This is a genomic window from Asticcacaulis aquihabitans, assembly GCF_032490435.1.
In the GTDB taxonomy this organism is placed as follows: Bacteria; Pseudomonadota; Alphaproteobacteria; order Caulobacterales; family Caulobacteraceae; genus Asticcacaulis.
This window is the reverse complement of the sequence record NZ_JAVGWM010000006.1, coordinates 225623-242371: the sequence shown is the minus strand read 5'-3', so window position 1 is coordinate 242371 and position 16749 is coordinate 225623. Positions and strand designations below refer to the sequence as shown.

General features: G+C 61.3%; 11 protein-coding genes and 1 tRNA gene. 9 read left to right on the top strand and 3 right to left on the bottom strand.

The features are described 5' to 3' along the window. The first annotated feature begins 3 nt into the window (after window positions 1–3). The 4 genes from RCJ00_RS20160 (at window position 4) to RCJ00_RS20145 (ending at window position 4805) form a co-directional block, all read left to right on the top strand. On the top strand, window positions 4–315 hold the full coding sequence (locus RCJ00_RS20160) for a FliM/FliN family flagellar motor switch protein (RefSeq protein ID WP_411267568.1): 312 nt from the start codon (window positions 4–6) through the stop codon (window positions 313–315). A gap of 121 nt (window positions 316–436) precedes the next feature. Then, window positions 437–521: transfer RNA gene (locus RCJ00_RS20155), tRNA-Leu, on the top strand. Between the two features lie 53 nt (window positions 522–574). Further along, the gene (gene mgtE, locus RCJ00_RS20150) at window positions 575–2068 is read left to right on the top strand and encodes a magnesium transporter (protein WP_316224174.1); all 1494 of its coding nucleotides are present in this window, start codon (window positions 575–577) and stop codon (window positions 2066–2068) included. A gap of 121 nt (window positions 2069–2189) precedes the next feature. Beyond that, window positions 2190–4805, top strand: a complete 2616-nt coding sequence (locus tag RCJ00_RS20145) for a glycoside hydrolase family protein (protein ID WP_316224172.1) — start codon at window positions 2190–2192, stop codon at window positions 4803–4805. A 31-nt stretch (window positions 4806–4836) separates the two neighbouring features. On the opposite strand, the gene RCJ00_RS20140 is transcribed toward RCJ00_RS20145, so the two are convergent. After that, a complete protein-coding gene (locus RCJ00_RS20140; protein WP_316224171.1) occupies window positions 4837–6660 on the bottom strand; it encodes a patatin-like phospholipase family protein in 1824 nt (607 codons plus the stop codon). A 159-nt stretch (window positions 6661–6819) separates the two neighbouring features. Between RCJ00_RS20140 and RCJ00_RS20135 the strand changes: the two genes are divergently transcribed. Next, the gene (locus RCJ00_RS20135; RefSeq protein WP_316224170.1) at window positions 6820–7209 is read left to right on the top strand and encodes a DUF1489 family protein; all 390 of its coding nucleotides are present in this window, start codon (window positions 6820–6822) and stop codon (window positions 7207–7209) included. A gap of 3 nt (window positions 7210–7212) precedes the next feature. Here RCJ00_RS20135 and panC read toward each other — a convergent pair whose 3' ends face one another. Beyond that, window positions 7213–8058: a pantoate--beta-alanine ligase gene (gene panC / locus RCJ00_RS20130; RefSeq protein ID WP_316224169.1), complete on the bottom strand. Its 846-nt coding sequence runs from the start codon at window positions 8056–8058 to the stop codon at window positions 7213–7215. Between the two features lie 67 nt (window positions 8059–8125). Here panC and RCJ00_RS20125 point away from each other — a divergent pair, with 67 nt between their 5' ends. Genes RCJ00_RS20125 through RCJ00_RS20110 form a run of 4 tightly spaced genes read left to right on the top strand, consistent with a single transcriptional unit; the run spans window position 8126 to window position 13963 of the window. Then, on the top strand, window positions 8126–8884 hold the full coding sequence (locus RCJ00_RS20125; protein ID WP_316224168.1) for an SPOR domain-containing protein: 759 nt from the start codon (window positions 8126–8128) through the stop codon (window positions 8882–8884). Between the two features lie 55 nt (window positions 8885–8939). Beyond that, window positions 8940–10226, top strand: coding sequence for a tetratricopeptide repeat protein (locus tag RCJ00_RS20120; protein WP_316224167.1), 1287 nt, complete (start codon window positions 8940–8942; stop codon window positions 10224–10226). Continuing rightward, window positions 10223–11872: a phosphatidylglycerol lysyltransferase domain-containing protein gene (locus RCJ00_RS20115; RefSeq protein WP_316224165.1), complete on the top strand. Its 1650-nt coding sequence runs from the start codon at window positions 10223–10225 to the stop codon at window positions 11870–11872. Before RCJ00_RS20120 ends, RCJ00_RS20115 begins: the two co-directional genes overlap by 4 nt. 60 nt (window positions 11873–11932) lie before the next feature. After that, window positions 11933–13963, top strand: a complete 2031-nt coding sequence (locus tag RCJ00_RS20110; RefSeq protein WP_316224163.1) for a M3 family metallopeptidase — start codon at window positions 11933–11935, stop codon at window positions 13961–13963. A 34-nt stretch (window positions 13964–13997) separates the two neighbouring features. On the opposite strand, the gene RCJ00_RS20105 is transcribed toward RCJ00_RS20110, so the two are convergent. Next, window positions 13998–16709 carry a glycoside hydrolase family 3 C-terminal domain-containing protein gene (locus tag RCJ00_RS20105; protein WP_316224162.1) on the bottom strand — a complete coding sequence of 904 codons (2712 nt, stop codon included), beginning with the start codon at window positions 16707–16709 and terminating at the stop codon, window positions 13998–14000. Window positions 16710–16749 lie beyond the last annotated feature (40 nt).

Below are 16749 nucleotides of genomic sequence, written 5' to 3'. Positions count from 1 at the left end.
AATATAGGGAGTCTTGTCGATGTGGGCGCCGGTGTGGCGTTTTGGGGTTCATATTTCGTGTCAAATTCGCAGGTCGGGGCCGTTCCCGTCGAAATTTCGGTCTTGCTGGGGCGTTCGGTTCTGCCGATGGCGCAACTGCTGCGTATGGGCCGTGGCGCCGTCATTCCGCTCGACGCGCATGAGCATGACGAAGTCTGGATACTGGCCAATAACCATCCGGTCGCCCGCGGCGAAATTCAGATTTTCGAAGAAAAAATCAGCATTGTCGTTACCCGCCCGGCCAATGTCTACGACTTCATGGCCATCGGTAACTAGGCTTTGACGGGGCAATCCGGCGCTGGCGGTGACCTTATTTTTCACTACCCCCAGATTTTTGCGATTAAGGGCTTCCCAAAGCATCAAAGTGTTGCTATCTGCCCGCCTCTCCGGATGACGTGCGGTCGTGGCGGAATTGGTAGACGCGCAGCGTTGAGGTCGCTGTGGGGCAACCCGTGGAAGTTCGAGTCTTCTCGACCGCACCATCCGGAATACGGCCTTTTTAAATGCGCATGGCGCAAGCTGGGGAGCCTGAGCCATGAGCCAGAAGTCCGAAACCCCGCAAAAAGCCGGTTCAGCCGAAACTGAGATCTTGGTCACGCCTGCGCCGAAGGACCGCCGCGAACGCGACGAAATCGACGCCGAGTTGCGCACGCCGGAGCAGATCGAGGATTTCGCGCTTACTGACGACTACGCGCTCAACCCGCATTACATCTCATTGGTCATCGATGCCGCCGATCGCGGCGACGGCCTGCGTCTGCGTGAACTGCTCGACGCCCTGCATTATGCCGATATCGCCGATCTATTGGGTTTTCTATCGGAAGACTATCGCGAAGAGGTTATCCCGTGGATTCCGTCCGATGCCCTGGCTGATATCCTGCCGGAACTCGACGACGACATCCGTGAGGAAGTCATCGAAACCCTGCACACGGCTGATATCGCCGAGGTCCTGCAGGAACTGGATTCCGATGACGCGGCCGCCGTGTTCGAAGATCTGGAGGAAGACCAGCAAAAGGCCGTTCTGGCGGCCATGCCAGAAAGCGAACGCGAAGCCATCGTCACGTCGCTGGCCTATGAGGAAGAGACCGCCGGCCGCCTGATGCAGCGTGAGGTCATGGCCGCGCCAAGTTTCTGGACGGTCGGTCACGCCCTCGACCACATGCGGGAAGCGGGCGAGGATCTGCCCGAACTGTTCTTTGACATCTATGTCATCGACCCCTCGCACAAGCCGGTCGGCGCCATCGCCGTATCCGTGTTGATGCGATCCAGGCGCGAGGCCGTGTTGTCGCAACTCATGGACCCGACGACAGAAATTACCGTCGATATGGACCAGGAAGAGGTAGCCTATATCTTCGAAAAATACCACCTGATCTCGGCGCCGGTCGTTGACGCATCCGGTCGTTTGGTCGGCCAGATTACGGTCGACGATATCGTTAACATCATCCAGGCGGAAAACCGCGAAGACATCCTGGCTCTGGGCGGCGTTTCGGACCTGGAAGGCCGTGACACCGGCATCGTAGGCATGGTGAAGTCGCGCCTGCCGTGGCTTCTGATCAATCTGTTGACCGCGTTCGCCTCGGTGACGGTAATCAGCGCGTTCCAGGATGAAATCGTCAAGATGGTCGCCCTGGCCGCCCTGATGCCGGTCGTCGCCTCAATCGGCGGCAATTTTGGCACTCAGGCCTTGACCGTGGCCGTTCGCGCCCTGTCGGCGCGCGAACTGACGGCCGCCAATGCGGCCCGCACCTTGTGGCGCGAAGTCATTTCCGGCTGGCTGGTCGGGGCCTGTGTCGCGATTGGGCTCGCCGTGGTCGTGCTGCTGTTCTGGCATGACGTGAAGCTGGCGGCGGTGATCGCGGGCGCTATCTTGGTCAACTTCACCATGGCCGCTCTGGCGGGCACGCTCATTCCAATGACCGCCGCGAAATTCGGTGTCGATCCGGCCGGCGCATCGCCGATCTTTGTCACTTTGGTGACGGATTTCTGCGGTTTTTTCAGTTTCTTAGGACTGGCGGCGATAATACTCTTGTAAACCTTAAACGGTCTGTGGTTTGCTACCCCTAAGGCGTACCGGCCCGAACTGTATCGTTTTGGGTCACTGGCGGAGATGTTCATATCCGCCGGATGCTGGATTTGGGGTTCAAGGATCAGGGATGAGAGCGCGTCATAAAGTCTCCCGCGCCGGGGTCGAGCTCATCAAGAGTTTTGAAGGATTGCGTACGGTCGCGGCCCGTTTGCCCGACGGACGCTGGACCCTCGGCTATGGACACACCTTCTCCGCCCGCGAAGGCGCCCGCGTTACTCAGGAAGACGCGGACGCATTGTTACGCTTCGATCTGCTGCCGATCGTGGACTCGATCAATAGCCTGGTCCTGACGCAGTTGAACCAGAACCAGTTCGATGCCCTTGTTTCGTTCTGCTTCAATATCGGTGCCGACAATTTCGCCCAATCCACCGTGCTGAAGCGTATCAATGAAGGCCGCTTTGCGGACGCCGCCTTGGCGATGGATAGCTGGCGCTCAGCAGAATTCAACGGCCAGACCTATGTGCTTGCGCCCCTGATCCGTCGTCGGGCGGCCGAAAAGAATCTCTTTTTGACACCCGAAGAGGCCAGCCATTCAGCCGCCACGCTTGGACGGCCCGTCGAAGATACCGCCTTCTCACCCGCAACGCCGGTAGAAACGCCGACACAGCCTGTGACGCCTGCGCCCTACACCGCGCCGTCACAGCCCTATGCGTCCGCGCCCGGCGCGCCGGACCCCAGTTACCTCAATCCCTATGCAAGCCCGTCGCCGGACTTGTCTGTAGCACCTGTGCCCCAGACACCTTCACATCTGGCACCTTCACATCTGGCACCTGCGGCACATGAGCGGCAAATTATCGATCTGGGCGCGCCATACCCCGCGCCACTGGCACAGCCGGTGCCGGCTGAAAAGCCGACCGTTGTGCGTGTAGCGGACGTTTCGCCCTATACCCCGCCTCAGGAACAGGTTGTGGAGCATCTGCCGCACGGAGCGATCTCCAACCTGGCCATGCGTGACACCCCATCGGCTGCCCCTGTGGAACCGCAGATGAGCGCCGAGGTTCAGGCGGCCATAAGCCGCGCCCAGGAAGAGCAGCGCCAGCAGGCGCGTGCGCGCGAAGAGGCTTTGGCTGCCGCCCGTGCCGCCGACGACGCCCGTTTGCGTGAGGAGGCCCGCCTGCGCGAAGAGGCGCGCGTCCGCGAGGAGATGCATATTCAGGAAATGGCGCGTCAGGAAGCGGCTCGCCAAGAGGCTGCGCGCCTTGAAGCCGCCCGGCTGGAGCAGGTCCGCCTCGATCAGGAGCGGATGGACCAGTGGCGTGCGGAACAAATTCGCCTGGAGCAGTTGCGGCTGGAAGAAGAGCATGCCGAGCAGGCGCGTCAGGAGGCCGCCCGCCAGGAGCAGTTACGCATAGAGGCGGCGCGTCTGGAACAGGAACGTATCGAGCGCGAACGCTTTGAGCAGGCGCGTTTGGAACGTGAACGTCTGGAACAGGCCCGGATCCAGGAAGAGAAATGGGAGCAGGCCCGGCTTGAGCGGGAACGCCAAGATCGGGAACGGCAGGAGTTTGAGCGCCAACAACTTGAGCGCCAAGAATTTGAGCGTCAGGAGACGGAACGTCGGGACCGCGAACGTCTGGAAAGTGAACGTCTTGAGCGTGAAAATCGAGAACGTCTGGCACGCGAGCAAAGAGAGCGCGAGCTTGCTGAACAGGCCCGTCGCGAGGCCGACGAACGTGCCCGCCAGCAGGCAGCACAACCGGTTCCGGCACCTGTTCAGCTGACGCCCGAAGAAGAGGCGGAAAAGCAGCGCAAGGCCGAAGCCGCGGCGGCGTTGATGCGTCTCTATTCGCCATACGGGGGTGGAACACTCGGCCGCCCTTTATCCGCTAGCCCTTCGCCTGCGCCTACAGCGGCACAGGCGGTGGCGGCGCCCGTCGCCGATCCTGAGCCGACATTCACGCACCATAGCGTGATTTCACCGTCGCCGGTCGAATCGACCCCATTCGAGCTGTCATCCAGGGCGGAAACACTTGGAAAGACAGCCCAAGAGCCGGAAGACGACGACACACCCGTCGTGTCCTACACGCCCGGCAATCCCACTACTATGGCGCCGCCCGTCATCACCGCGTTGAATCCCTACGCCAAGCCCATTCCCACGGCGCCGGCTGCGGCATCGCCGGTGCATACGCCGCAGGTTGTCGAGGTGCCGCGCCCCGCGCCCGTCAATATGTCAGCACCATCCAATGCGCCCCATGCCGCTGAACTGGCCGGTCTCAACTGGCGGGAACAGATGCAGCGCCCGTTGCCCCAGGACTATGAAGCGTCGGCGAAGGGCGTCGATCCGTCTTACGCTGAACCGGAACAGCCTTTTCTACGCGCGGCTCCGGCATCTAATCCCGCCGTCGGTGCCTATGCCGAACCCTACGAAGACGACAGCGAAGCCTGGATGATGAATGGCGACCGGATTGCTTTGTCGTCGGAAACCCACGAAGAAGAGGGGCTGACTTGGTGGCAAATGATCGTCAAGACTCTGTGGCCTGCGTCGGCAAGTGCCGTTGGTCTTGGGTGTCTGGGTGTCGCGACCGCCGCCTGGTGGCAAGCCACTCATGATCAGACGGTCATTCGAAACGGTATCGCCGAAAACTATACCTTCCTGTCCGTCACCACCGCCGCCGTGGGAATTCTGTGCGTCTCGATATCGGTGTGGCTGATCATGAAGCGGCTGGGCGGGCTTAAGGACTAGACGCTTTACGAAAAGCGTAACGCCCCTTTGCCTATTTGACGGGCAGCTTGCCCTGCTTTTTTGGCACTTCCTTGGCTGTCGCGACGTAGGAGTCGTCTGGCGTGAAGGCCGGGATATTGGGATGGATGCTTTTGCCGATCTTGCGAAGGGTCGTCACCGGTGAATCGAGCTGGCTCAGGGTCGCAACGGTTGTCTGATAACCGCTTTCCACCGCCTTGTCATAGGCTTTCCAGTCGCGAATTTCGACGCCTTCCGGTTCGGGGATGATCAGCAGGTCCGTCGCCGCGCGCGACAGGGCCAGGTCGGCGGCCGTGGTAATGGTGGCTGAACGCATCATGACGGAGACGATCGGCGGGCCGCGACGCCAGTCGCCACTTGCGAACCACGCTCCCACGTTTTTCGGCATGCTCAGTGCGCGGGGATCGAGGCCGCGCGCCCGTGTCACATCGACGCCGATGACGGTGCCGAGGTGCGTATTGCGCATCATGGTGGCCGGGAAGGACCGCATGACCGCGCCGTCGACCAACACTTCGCCGTCCTCCACCACCGGCGGCAGCACGCCCGGCAGCGATATGGAGGCGCGCAGGGCCTGACGCAATAATCCTGTTTTGTGGACCTTCAGAACACCGGTGGTCAGATTGGACGACAGGCAGAAATAGGGCAGGGGCATGTCTTCGATCTGAAGATCGCCGAAATGCGTTTCCAGCCGTTTATCGACCTTGGCCCCCGACACCATTGAAATGAAGGGGAAAATGACATCGTCGAGTGGCGAGGTGTTGACGAAGGCGTCGCGTATCCGCTCGTCGATCTCCGCCTCACCCCAGCCGATCGCCAGCGTCGCAGCCAGAATGGCGCCCATGGAGGACCCACAGACGAAATCGACGGGGATATGGGCTTCGCGCAAGGCCTGAATGGCACCGATTTCTGCGAATGCGCGCGCGCCACCGCCGGAAAAGACCACGCCGACGCTGTGTCCGGCAACAATGCGCGCCAGCCGGGCCGCGTCGCTGACATCGTCCGTATGAATGTGAAACCAGCGTGTCGGCTTTATGACGTCCAGCCACGCCTTGGTCCGGCCACGTATATGCGCCTTGGCGACGGTGGCGGGATAGAGCAGGATCAAATCGGGCGCTCGATGCAGAATGGATTTTTCCCAGGAGCTGGCTGCCGCGTCAGGAGCGGTTTCGCCATCTGCCAGCAGAAAGACGTGATCAACCTGGCGCGCGCTCAGCAGTCGCCAGTGACTTTCGTGGGATTCGGCGACATGCAGCACATAGTCGTTTTCCGCCTCGATCTGGCTGAAGGCTTCTGGCGTGGTGCCGTGAAAGGTCTTGTCGATCACGGTTACGCGGTAGCCCAGCGCACGAATCTGAACCGCGACCCGCTCGACAATGTCACGGATCGGCCGTTCGCAGATGGCGTAGAAGGCGAAGACGTTAGGGGTGACATTGGGTGTCTCGCGCTTGGCGCGTTCGATCATTTTCTTCGACAAGGCCAGGGTCAGTTCGGGACGCGACTCCATGGCGGCGAAGAAATCGTCGCGCGGCATGGCGAGCAGGTCTGAATCGCGCAGAGCGATGACGGTTGAGGTATGTTGCGTGCCGGCGATGAGCGACATTTCACCGACCGGCTCACCGGGGCGAATAATGCCGATCAATGACAGTTCGTCATGATCTTCGTCGTGGCGAAAGGCGCCGAGGCGGCCCGAGCGCAACAGGTACAGGTGATCGGATTCGTCCCCGGCGCTAAACAGCTGCGATCCGCCGGGCAGGGAGATAAGGCTTGCGCCTTGGCCCAATGTGGTGCCGAACAGGCTTTCCAGGGCGCTTTGCAGGGAAGGATTGTCTTTCGCCATGTGTGTTTACGTCAAACGTTCCTTAGGCACTTTCCGGATCAGCACGCGCGTAGACGCCGGACCGCCGGACACTTTTTTCAGGCTTGGCTATAGCAGTGCGCCTGATTTGCTTCTAAATATTTAAGCCTGTTTTTTAACCGTGTTAAGGTCTAGTTCCTCTTGAGCGACATTCATCTGGTAAAATTGTGTGTAGGGGCGGACAGCCTGGATGATCTGTTGGGCTGGGAGCGGGCGCGCGGTGACATTTCCTACATCCATACACGCAATCGCCCGACCCGCTGGGAAGAGCTTTTGGACGGCGGTTCGCTATACTGGGTGATCAAGGGCGTGATCCTGTGCCGGCGCGAAATCGTCTCGTTCGATGAAGACGCCGACCATTGGCGCATCGGGTTGCGCACACGTAACATCCTGACCGAAGCCCAGCCGCGTCGCCCGTTTCAGGGGTGGCGCTATCTCAAACCCGAAGAAGCGCCGCGCGACATTGTCGAAGGTGAAACGGACCTGCCGCCCGATATGCAGCGGGCGCTCAAGGAAGCCGGGGTCTGGTAGATATCAGGCCGCAATATTGTCGATCAGACGCGTCTTGCCAAGCCACAGGGCGGCCAGAAGCCGCCGAGCGCGGGTATCGCCGGTTACCTCCCCAAGCGTGTCCGCGTCGCGCAGGGCGATGTAATCGATCTGACCGAACCCGGCGGCGACCAGGCCGGCCTTCGCTTCATCGATTGTTGTCTTGCCATCGCGGATGGCTTCGAGCGCGGTGTGCAAGTTCGGTGCGATGGCGCGCTCTTCGGCGCTGAGATAGGCATTGCGCGACGACAGGGCCAAGCCATCGGGTTCGCGGACTGTCGGCATGCCCACGATGTCGATGCCCATGTCAAAATCGCGCACCATGGCGCGAACCACCGCCAACTGCTGGAAATCCTTTTCGCCGAACACGGCGACACCCGGGCGAACCTGATTGAACAGTTTCGATACCACCGTGGCGACGCCGGAGAAAAACTGGGGCCTAAAATCGGTTTCAAGACCAAGCGCCGGCCCTGTCATTTCGATACGGCTCACAAAACCCTTGGGATAGAGAACGTCGGGCGTCGGCAGATAGACCAGATCGCAGCCCACGGCCTGGAGGCGGGCGACGTCGCCGGCTTCGTCGCGCGGATAGCGATCGAGATCCTCGGTCGGGGCGAATTGCAGAGGATTGACGAAGATCGATACGACCACCGTGTCGCACAGCGATTTGGCGTGGCGGACAAGCGCGATATGGCCGTCATGCAGGGCGCCCATCGTCGGCACGAAGCCTACGGTGCGTCCGCCGTCACGCAAGGCGGCCACCGCCGAGCGCAGATCGGTAAGTGTGCGAACGCGGGTCGTGTTGAAGGGCATTTGGGCGGTATCCGGCATATCAATAATCCGTCATTAACCATAGTCGCTAACCCTTTTTTGGCCGGGTTGGCGCATAATCCGGGTTATGACTGATCTTGCCCCCCTTCGTAAAGCGCTGATTTTGTGCACCGCCGTTGCCGTAACGGCGGGATTGACCGCCTGCGACAACCGTACGCTGACGCAATCCCTTGCCCGGATAAAGGAAGTGCCGGTGGACGCGCGTGGCGCGCCGGCCGATGGTGCGGATGCGAAAAGCATCAGCCGCGAAGATGTCCAACTGGTGGTCAATACGGCCAAAGACCTGGCTGTGGGCAAGGGCGGCCTGCTCAGGAATGGCGATGGTCCGATCGCCAATCCGAAGTTCAAGATCGCCATCGTCGATCCGCTGTCCTTGCCGCCGGGCGGCGACAGCCAACCCCTCGATACCGGCGTTCAGGGCGATCTGACCGCGCGGCCCGTGGCGCCAGAAGCGCGTGCCACTCAGGTGTCCTCCCCACAAGCGCTCTCCCCTCAAACGCTCCCCTCTCAAGCGCTCAAAGACACACGCGCCAAACCCGCCCAGGCCATTGCCGCCAATGAACAGATGCAGAATGCCAATGCGTCGGGCCGCCTCATCCAGATTGGTTCCTTCGGCACGGCGGACGCGGCGCGCGATGCCTGGCAGGGATTGCAGGCGCGTTACCCTGGCGTCGAGCAGTATAAGCCTACCTATCAGAAAATCACCACGGCCGCAGGCAAGCCCATGGTGCGTCTAAAGCTCGGTCCCGTGGCGGGTGAGGATCAGGCCAAGTCGCTGTGCCGGCAACTGGATATTCGTGACAACTGGTGCGCCAAGGCGGGCTAAGCTTGTCGGCGACGCCGAAATGTGGTGAATACGGTCGACTCAACGGGGGTGGGCCATGCGGACGATAGCGGTAGTTTCGATATATGTGGCCATCTTGGCCATTGCGGGAACACCGCTTGCCGGTTTTGCCGCCAATACGGTATTGCCGCCCAAATCGTCACCGGCGCAGCCATTCGATACCCTTAAAGATGTCGCCGCACCTGAACCGGACGCCTCCGCGCGTGCCGCCATTGCATCCGCCCACGAAGCCGTTGACAGGCAATTGAAGGCGGTGATGCTGCGCGGCAAAGTGGCGGCGGCCGAGGGCGGAGATCTGACAGCCCAGGCGTGGCTGGGGCATTACTATTTTCCCAGCCGTCAGCATCTGGGACAGGCGGAAGCCTTCCGATGGCTCAGCCTGGCAGCGCAAGGCGGAGACACGGTATCCCAGGTTCTGCTCGCCCGCGTCTATGATGGCGGGCATGGCGTTGCGCGCAACCGGGACCTGGCTTTGAAATGGTATGAAAAGGCCGCCACGCTTGGCAATTCAGATGCTCAGGCCGAATTGTGCCTGCTCTATGTACTGGGGGAGGAGCGGCCGCGCGATATCAAACGGGCGGATAGCCTGTGTTGGTTGGGTGGCACGGCTGGGGGTGGCAAGGCGCTCTATGCCCAGGGACTGATTTTCGAGCAAGGGCTGGAGGGGAGTCCAAGCCTTGATCACGCGCGCATGCAGTATGAAATGGCTGCGCAGCGGGGAAATGCGGACGCCATGGACCGGCTGGGTGTGTTGTCGTCTGATCCTGAAGAGCGCACGTCCTGGTTTCGCAAAGCCATGGCCAGCGGCTCGCTGGCGGCGGCCGAGCACATGGCTGCGATCTATGAGGCGCAGAAGGACGTGATGGCCGCCACCCGGCTCTACCGTTATGGCGCCCTGCGCGGTTCGATGACTGCCCAGGCTTGGCTCGACGCGCACCCGGCGGCGCTGAAATCCTTGCCTTCGATGCTGAACCTGAAATATCTCCCGAAAAAGTTCGCTTTTGTCCGACTGCCGCCGCAAAACGGATTGCCGACCGTCGAGACCGACTTCTGGGACTATATGGCGCAAGCCAACGATTTCTATCCAGGCCAGGCAGCAGATGATGATGTCGAGGGCCAATCCGATGTTGTCTGCCATATTTCTGCACAGCTGACTGTCACGGATTGCTTGCCGGTAAGGGAGGATCCGGTCGGTTACGGGTTCAACACCGCTATTCTACGCTTCCTGGACCAGGACATCATTGTTAAGGTTGATCGCGACGACGCCGACCAGCCCTTGGTCGGACGCGACTTCGAAATCACTTTCAATTGGGTTCTCGATTGACCACACGTCCGGACCTTCGTCACATCCTCTTCGACAGCGCGACGCGGCTTATCCCCAAGGTATTCGCCATGATGCTGTTCGTCATCGGCAGCCTGCTCCTGGTGTCCGTCCTGACGCCGATCGATCCGGATGTCATGCCGCTGGTGGAACGGTCGCTGCCACTGGGGCTCGTCGAGTTTTCGCATGCCATCGGCACCGTCATCGGTGTTCTGATGATCTTCGTCGCACGCGGTCTGTGGGAGCGTATCGATACTGCCTGGTACATGGCCATCGCGTTGCTGAGTGCCGGCGCGGTGTTTTCATTTACCCGCGAACTGGCGGTTGTCCCGGCGGCGACCCTGGCGATTTGCGCGATGTTGCTGATACCGTGCAAAAGCGCCTTCAACCGGCGATCCAACCTGCTCAGCCTGTCCGTCAATCCGGTGTGGCCCCTGGTGAGTCTGGCGACCCTTGGCTTTATTATCTGGCTGGGCTTTTTCGTTTACAAACATGTTCCCTACGCCCAGTCGCTGTGGAGCAATTTCTCCTACCACGCCAATACGTCCCGCTTCCTGCGCGGCGTGGTCATCATTCTGGTGACCATCGTTCTGCTGGCGCTGTACCGCCTGTTCGGTATCGCCCGGCGTACGCCGCCCATGCCCGAAGCCGAAGACATGGAACAGTTGAAGGCGGTGGTGGCGGAAGCGTCCAATCCTCAGGCCTGGCTGGCACTCCTGCGAGACAAGCACATCCTGTGGAATGACGATAAGACCGCATTTCTTATGTATGGCGTTTCGGGCAAGCAATGGGTAGTGATGGGAGAGCCGGTCGGTCCGCGCGCCGAAACCGTTGCCCTGTGTTGGGAATTGAAGGAAATGGCCTCCATGGCCAATGCGCGCCTCAGCTTCTATCAGATCAGCCCGTCCATGTTGCCGCTGGTTCTCGACCTGGGCCTGTGGCCGTACAAGGTGGGGGAGGAAGCCATGGTCGACGCCCGCACCTTCGATCTGGCCGGCAAGAAAGGGTATGGCTTCCGCCAGACCCTGAAACGCTTCGAAAGCCTCGGCGCCGTGTTCGAGGTGATAGCGCCGGAGGCTCTTGAGCCGCACATGCCGCGCCTCAAAGCGGTTTCCGATGCATGGCTGAAGACAAAGTCGGCCAAGGAAAAGGGCTATTCCCTGGGGTCTTTCCAACCGGACTATGTGCGTCTGACGCCGGTGGCGGTGGTGAGAATTGGCGGCGAGATCGTTGCCTTCGCTAACCTGTGGCCGACCCAGGACAAGACGCTTCTAACTCTGGACCTGATGCGATACGAACCGGGCTCGCCGCCGAGTGTGATGGAGTATCTGTTCCTGCAACTTATCCTCTATGCCCGCGATCAGGGATACGGCCACTTCTCGCTCGGCATGGCGCCCTTGGGCGGGTTGGACGCCAAACCGCTCAGCCGCGCCTGGTACAAGATTGCGGCGGTCATTTACCAGGTCGGCGGCGACTTCTACAATTTCGCGGGATTGCGCGCTTACAAGGAGAAGTTCAAGCCGGACTGGCAGCCGCGTTATTTCGCGGTGCCGGGCCAGGAGGCGGCGCTGATGCCGGCGCTGATGGCCGTCGTAGCGCTGGGGGCCAAGGCGCCCAAGAAGCGCGAGGGCGTCGCGGAACAGAGGTGATTGCGCGCAGAACGAGAAGCGGTTAACACTTCGACCCTGATCATAGGGAGCGCGCTGTTCATGTCTTTCCACCGTCGCCATTTCATGAGTCTCACCCTGGCCGCCGGGCTGCTGTCCACCACCGCCCTGTCCGCGCGCGCCAAGCCGACCGCGCTGGACACCAAGGTTGACGCCTTTCTGGCACAATCGCACCTGACCGAGACCACCGCCGACGCCATTACCGCACGTGGGAACGCCACTCTGGCCCTGGCAAATGAGGCCAAGGCGGCGTTGGAAGCGCGCGAGGGACCGGCGACCCTAGCCGATGATTTTGCCGCCTTCGACACCCTGTCCCTCATTCTGAGCGATGGCAGCAGCGAACTCTATCTTGTCTCCCAGACCAGCCCGGTAAAGGCCGTGCGCGATGCGGCCGAAGCCATCTTGCCGAAGATATCGGATCTCGCCACGGCGGTCTCTTTGTCCCGGCCGATCTATGATCGACTGGCGGCGATACCGACGACCGGCCTTGATGCGAAGACGCGGTTCTCGCTCGACAAGATGCTGACCAATTATCGTCTGGCCGGTGTGGATAAGGACGACGCCACCCGGGCGCGGGTGACGGCCTTGCAGACCGAAATCACCGAAACCGGCATTCTGTTCGCCAAAAATATTCGCGACGACACCGGTGATATCGCGCTTAAGCCCGAAGAGCTGGCCGGCCTGCCGCAGGATTATATCACTGCGCATAAGCCGGGTGCGGATGGTCTGGTCCATCTCACTTTTGCCTATCCCGATGTGTTGCCGGTCTTCGATTTCGCCACCCTGCGCGAAACCCGCCGCAAGGTGTTGATGGCCTACTCCAATCGCGGTTATCCGGCCAATGAAGCGACGCTCAAGACGCTGTTGGAAAAGCGCTACGAATTGGCCCAGACCTTGGGCTACAGCGACTACGCCGCTCTGATAACTGCCGACAAGATGATCGGTTCGCCCGAACGCGCCGCGCGCTTCCTGGACGACGTCAATGTCGCTGCCAAGCCGGGCGCAGATGCCAACTATGCCGAACTGCTGGCCTTCGCGCGGACGGTCGACCCGTCGATCAAGGACTTGCAGCGCTGGGACAATGCCTACATGCAGAACCGGCTGCGCAAACAGAAATATGACGTGGATGCCGAGGTGGTGCGCGAATATTTCACGCTCGACAAGGCGCGCACTGGCATTTTCAAGCTGATCCACGACCTGTTCGGCGCCGATTTCCGCCCATGGAAAACGCCGGTCTGGGACCCGTCGGTCACGGCCTGGGAACTCTATGACGGCAAGACCCTGGTCGGCCGGTTCTATCTCGACATGAGCCCGCGCGAAGGCAAATACAACCATGCCGCCCAGTTCCCGATCCGTACCGGCATCGAAGGCCGTCAGGTGCCCGTCGGCGCCCTGGTATGCAATTTCCCCGCTACGGGACCGATGGATCATGACGACGTCACGACCTTCCTGCACGAATTTGGTCACCTGATCCACGCCCTCTATTCAGGCCACACCCGCTATGGCGTCCAGTCCATGGGCAATCTGCAATGGGACTTCATCGAGGCGCCGTCGCAGCTTCTTGAAGAGTGGACCTGGGATTACGATACGCTGAAAACCTTCGCGTCCAACAGCAAGGGTGAGGTCATCCCCGAAGCCCTGGTCAAAAAGATGAATGCCGGTCGCCGGTTCGGAGAGGCCGGTCAGTGGAAGGGGCAACTGGCCTACGCCGCCGTCTCGCTCAACTTCTATAACCGCAAGCCGGATTTCGACCTGTCGAAAATGTATGACGAGCAGATCGCCCGTTATTCCTTGTTCCCACCCGTGCCGGGCACCCATTCCTATGCCGCGTTCGGCCACCTCGACGGCTATTCCGCCATCTACTACACCTATGTCTGGTCCAAGGCGATCGCGCTCGACCTGTTCACGCGGTTCAAGGCGGATGGCATCCGTAACCCGGCGACGGCCGTGCGGTATCGCAAGCTGGTGCTGGAACCCGGCGGTTCGGAAGACGCCAACGTATTGATCCAGGACTTCCTCGGTCGTCCGCTCAGTTTGGACGCCTTCAAGGCGGAGCTGGCCCAAAAGGGGTAATCGGTTGCTTCCGGCGCACAACGCGCGCCGGAGGTTATTTCGGCAGGGTGGCCTCACCGTTGACGGTCAAGCCAGTTGAGACCGTTTCGGCATGGCCCGGCTGCCCGCCACCGAGGTTGACGATATACGCGCCGGGCACGACCTTGCGCATCCCCTGGGCATCGACCTGCGATAGGGCGCGGCTATCCAGTGTGAAGCTGACGACGCGGCTTTCGCCGGCCTTGAGATGCACGCGGCTGAAGCCCGCCAGAACGGGTTTCGCGGCATCGCCTGGCTTGGCGACATAGAGTTGCACCACTTCGTCGCTGTCGCGCTTACCCGCATTGCGCACGGTGACACTGGCCGTAACCGCGTCTCCGGCCGAGATCGCCGGTGCCGACAGTTTAACGTCGGCATAGGCGAAGCGCGTATAGCTGAGGCCATGCCCAAAGGGGTATAGCACCGGGCCGTCGAAATAGCGGTATGTGCGGCGCTTCATGGAATAGTCTTCGAAGGGCGGCAGATCGGCGACATCGCGATAGACGGTGTAGGGCAGGCGGCCCGCCGGGCTGACCTTGCCGGTAAGCACGCGGGCGATGGCTTCGCCGCCGGCTTCGCCCGGATACCAGGCCTGCACGACGGCATCGGCGTTTTGCTCGACCCAAGGGTCGGAGATCGCTCCGCCGGTCAGATAGACGACGACCAGCTTTTTACCGGTGGCCTTTACCGCCTTGAGCATCTGCTGCTGCGTGTCGGGCAGGGCCAGGCTGGTCCGGTCCCCGCCGGAAAAGCCGGGATAGTTGACCGCCATTTCTTCGCCTTCCAGATCCGGCGACAGGCCGACAAAGGCCACGACGATGTCACTGGCCTTGGCCGCGGCAACGGCACCGTCGATCAGCGGTTGGACAGGCGCCACCCAGTCCAGCGAGATGGCACGGTCTTCGGCTGCCCGCACGTAATCGATACGAATGTCGTGCGGCCGCGTATCGGTGAAGGTGATGGCGACCGGCGCCATCGGCGGCTGCGCGCAGGCGCCACCCCCGCAATAGGCCTGGTCCTTGCCGGCGGCCTGAGCCAATTCCGGTGTGATGACCAGCTTGCCGTCCACCCACACCTTGACCTCAGGCATGGGTTGGCCTTGCCGAGGCGGTTGCATCCGGAAGCCTAACTTGTAGGTCCCAGCGACCGGCGGCACCAGAACCCCCGTCCAGCGGACGGAAAAATTCATTGGCTCGAAGCCGTCGGGCGCGGTGCGATAGAAATCGAAATTGATCACCGGATCGACACGGGTGAGTTTGGCTGTGCCCGTAAACGTCTTGTTGTCGAAATATTTGCCCTTGAGCCCGGCAACGGCGCTCCCGGCGGCAGGATGCAGGAAGGTTTCTGGCACCGGCATGCGCATGCCATCAACCAGCGACGCACCGGGGGCATAGCTGACGTTTTGGGCTCCGAACGCGGTTCGCATGGCGTCCAGCGGCAGGGACGGATTTACCGGCGCGCCGGTGTAATTGCCCTCTACGCTCTGCAATAACTGGGCGTTCGGCCCGATGACGGCGATCCGTTCGCGGCCCGTCAATGGTAGCAGGTCCTTGGGGTTGGACAGGAGCACAATGGCTTCTTCGGCGGTGCGCAGCGCCAGGGCCCGATGGGCTGTTGAATTAATTTCACTGGCGGGTATGGCATCATATTTGCCGCCATCAATCAGCCCCATGCGAATGCGCGCCGCCATTAGCCGTTCCAGCGAAACGTCGAGTTCGGCTTCGCTGATCAGGCCGCGTTTGACGGCTTCGGGCAGGGCCTTGTATGTCGAGCCGCAATCGAGATCGGAGCCGGCCTTGACGGCTGCCGCCGAGGCCGTGGCCGCATCGGGATATTTCTTGTGCCCGGTCACCATGTCGTCGATCGAATCGCAATCGGTGACGATGAAGCCCTTGAACCCCCAGTCTCCCCGGAGGCGGTGTTGCAGCAGCGGGCTTTCGCAGGCCGGGAAACCGTCGATGGCGTTATAGGCGCACATCAACGAGTCGGCCTTTGCGTCCACAATGGCGGCGCGGAAGGCGGGCGTGTAGGTATCCTCTAGATCGAACGGCGATACATCGACATTGAAGCCGTGGCGCAGGGGTTCGGGACCCGAATGGACCACGAAGTGCTTCGGTGTGGCTATGCCCTTGTAATAGAGGGTGTCATTGCCCTGGATGCCGCGAATGAAAGCCACAGCCATGTGCCCGGTCAGATAAGGGTCTTCGCCATAGGTTTCCTGGCCCCGGCCCCAGCGAGGATCGCGGAAGATATTGATATTGGGCGACCAGTAGTTGACGCCGAAATAGCGGTCGGTACCGGAGGGATCTCGGGCGAGGGCGGCATTGTGATTGGCGCGGCCTTCGATGGCGATGGCGTCGCCTATGTCCTGCATCAAGGGCGCATCCCACGTGGCGGCAAGGCCTATGGCCTGCGGATAGACGGTGGCATGACCCGCGCGCGCAACGCCGTGCAGTACCTCATTCCACCAGCCGTAGCGTTTGAGGCCAAGGCGCGGAATGGCTGGCGCATTGTCCTGCATCTGGGCGGCTTTTTCTTCCAGCGTCATGCGCGAGACCAGATCGCGGGCGCGCGCCTCAGGCGTCAGGCTTTTATTGAGATAGGCCTCCGCGGGCGACAGGGCCAGCGCAGCCTGGCTGCACAGGGGAAGGACGCTCAAGCCAATGACGAGCGCGAGCGGAGCGACCGACGCCAAAAGGCGACCTGCCGGGGTCAGGGAGCGAGTCATGGGCATTTCCTTTGTGCAAACGGGGCGCATCTGGCGGCGC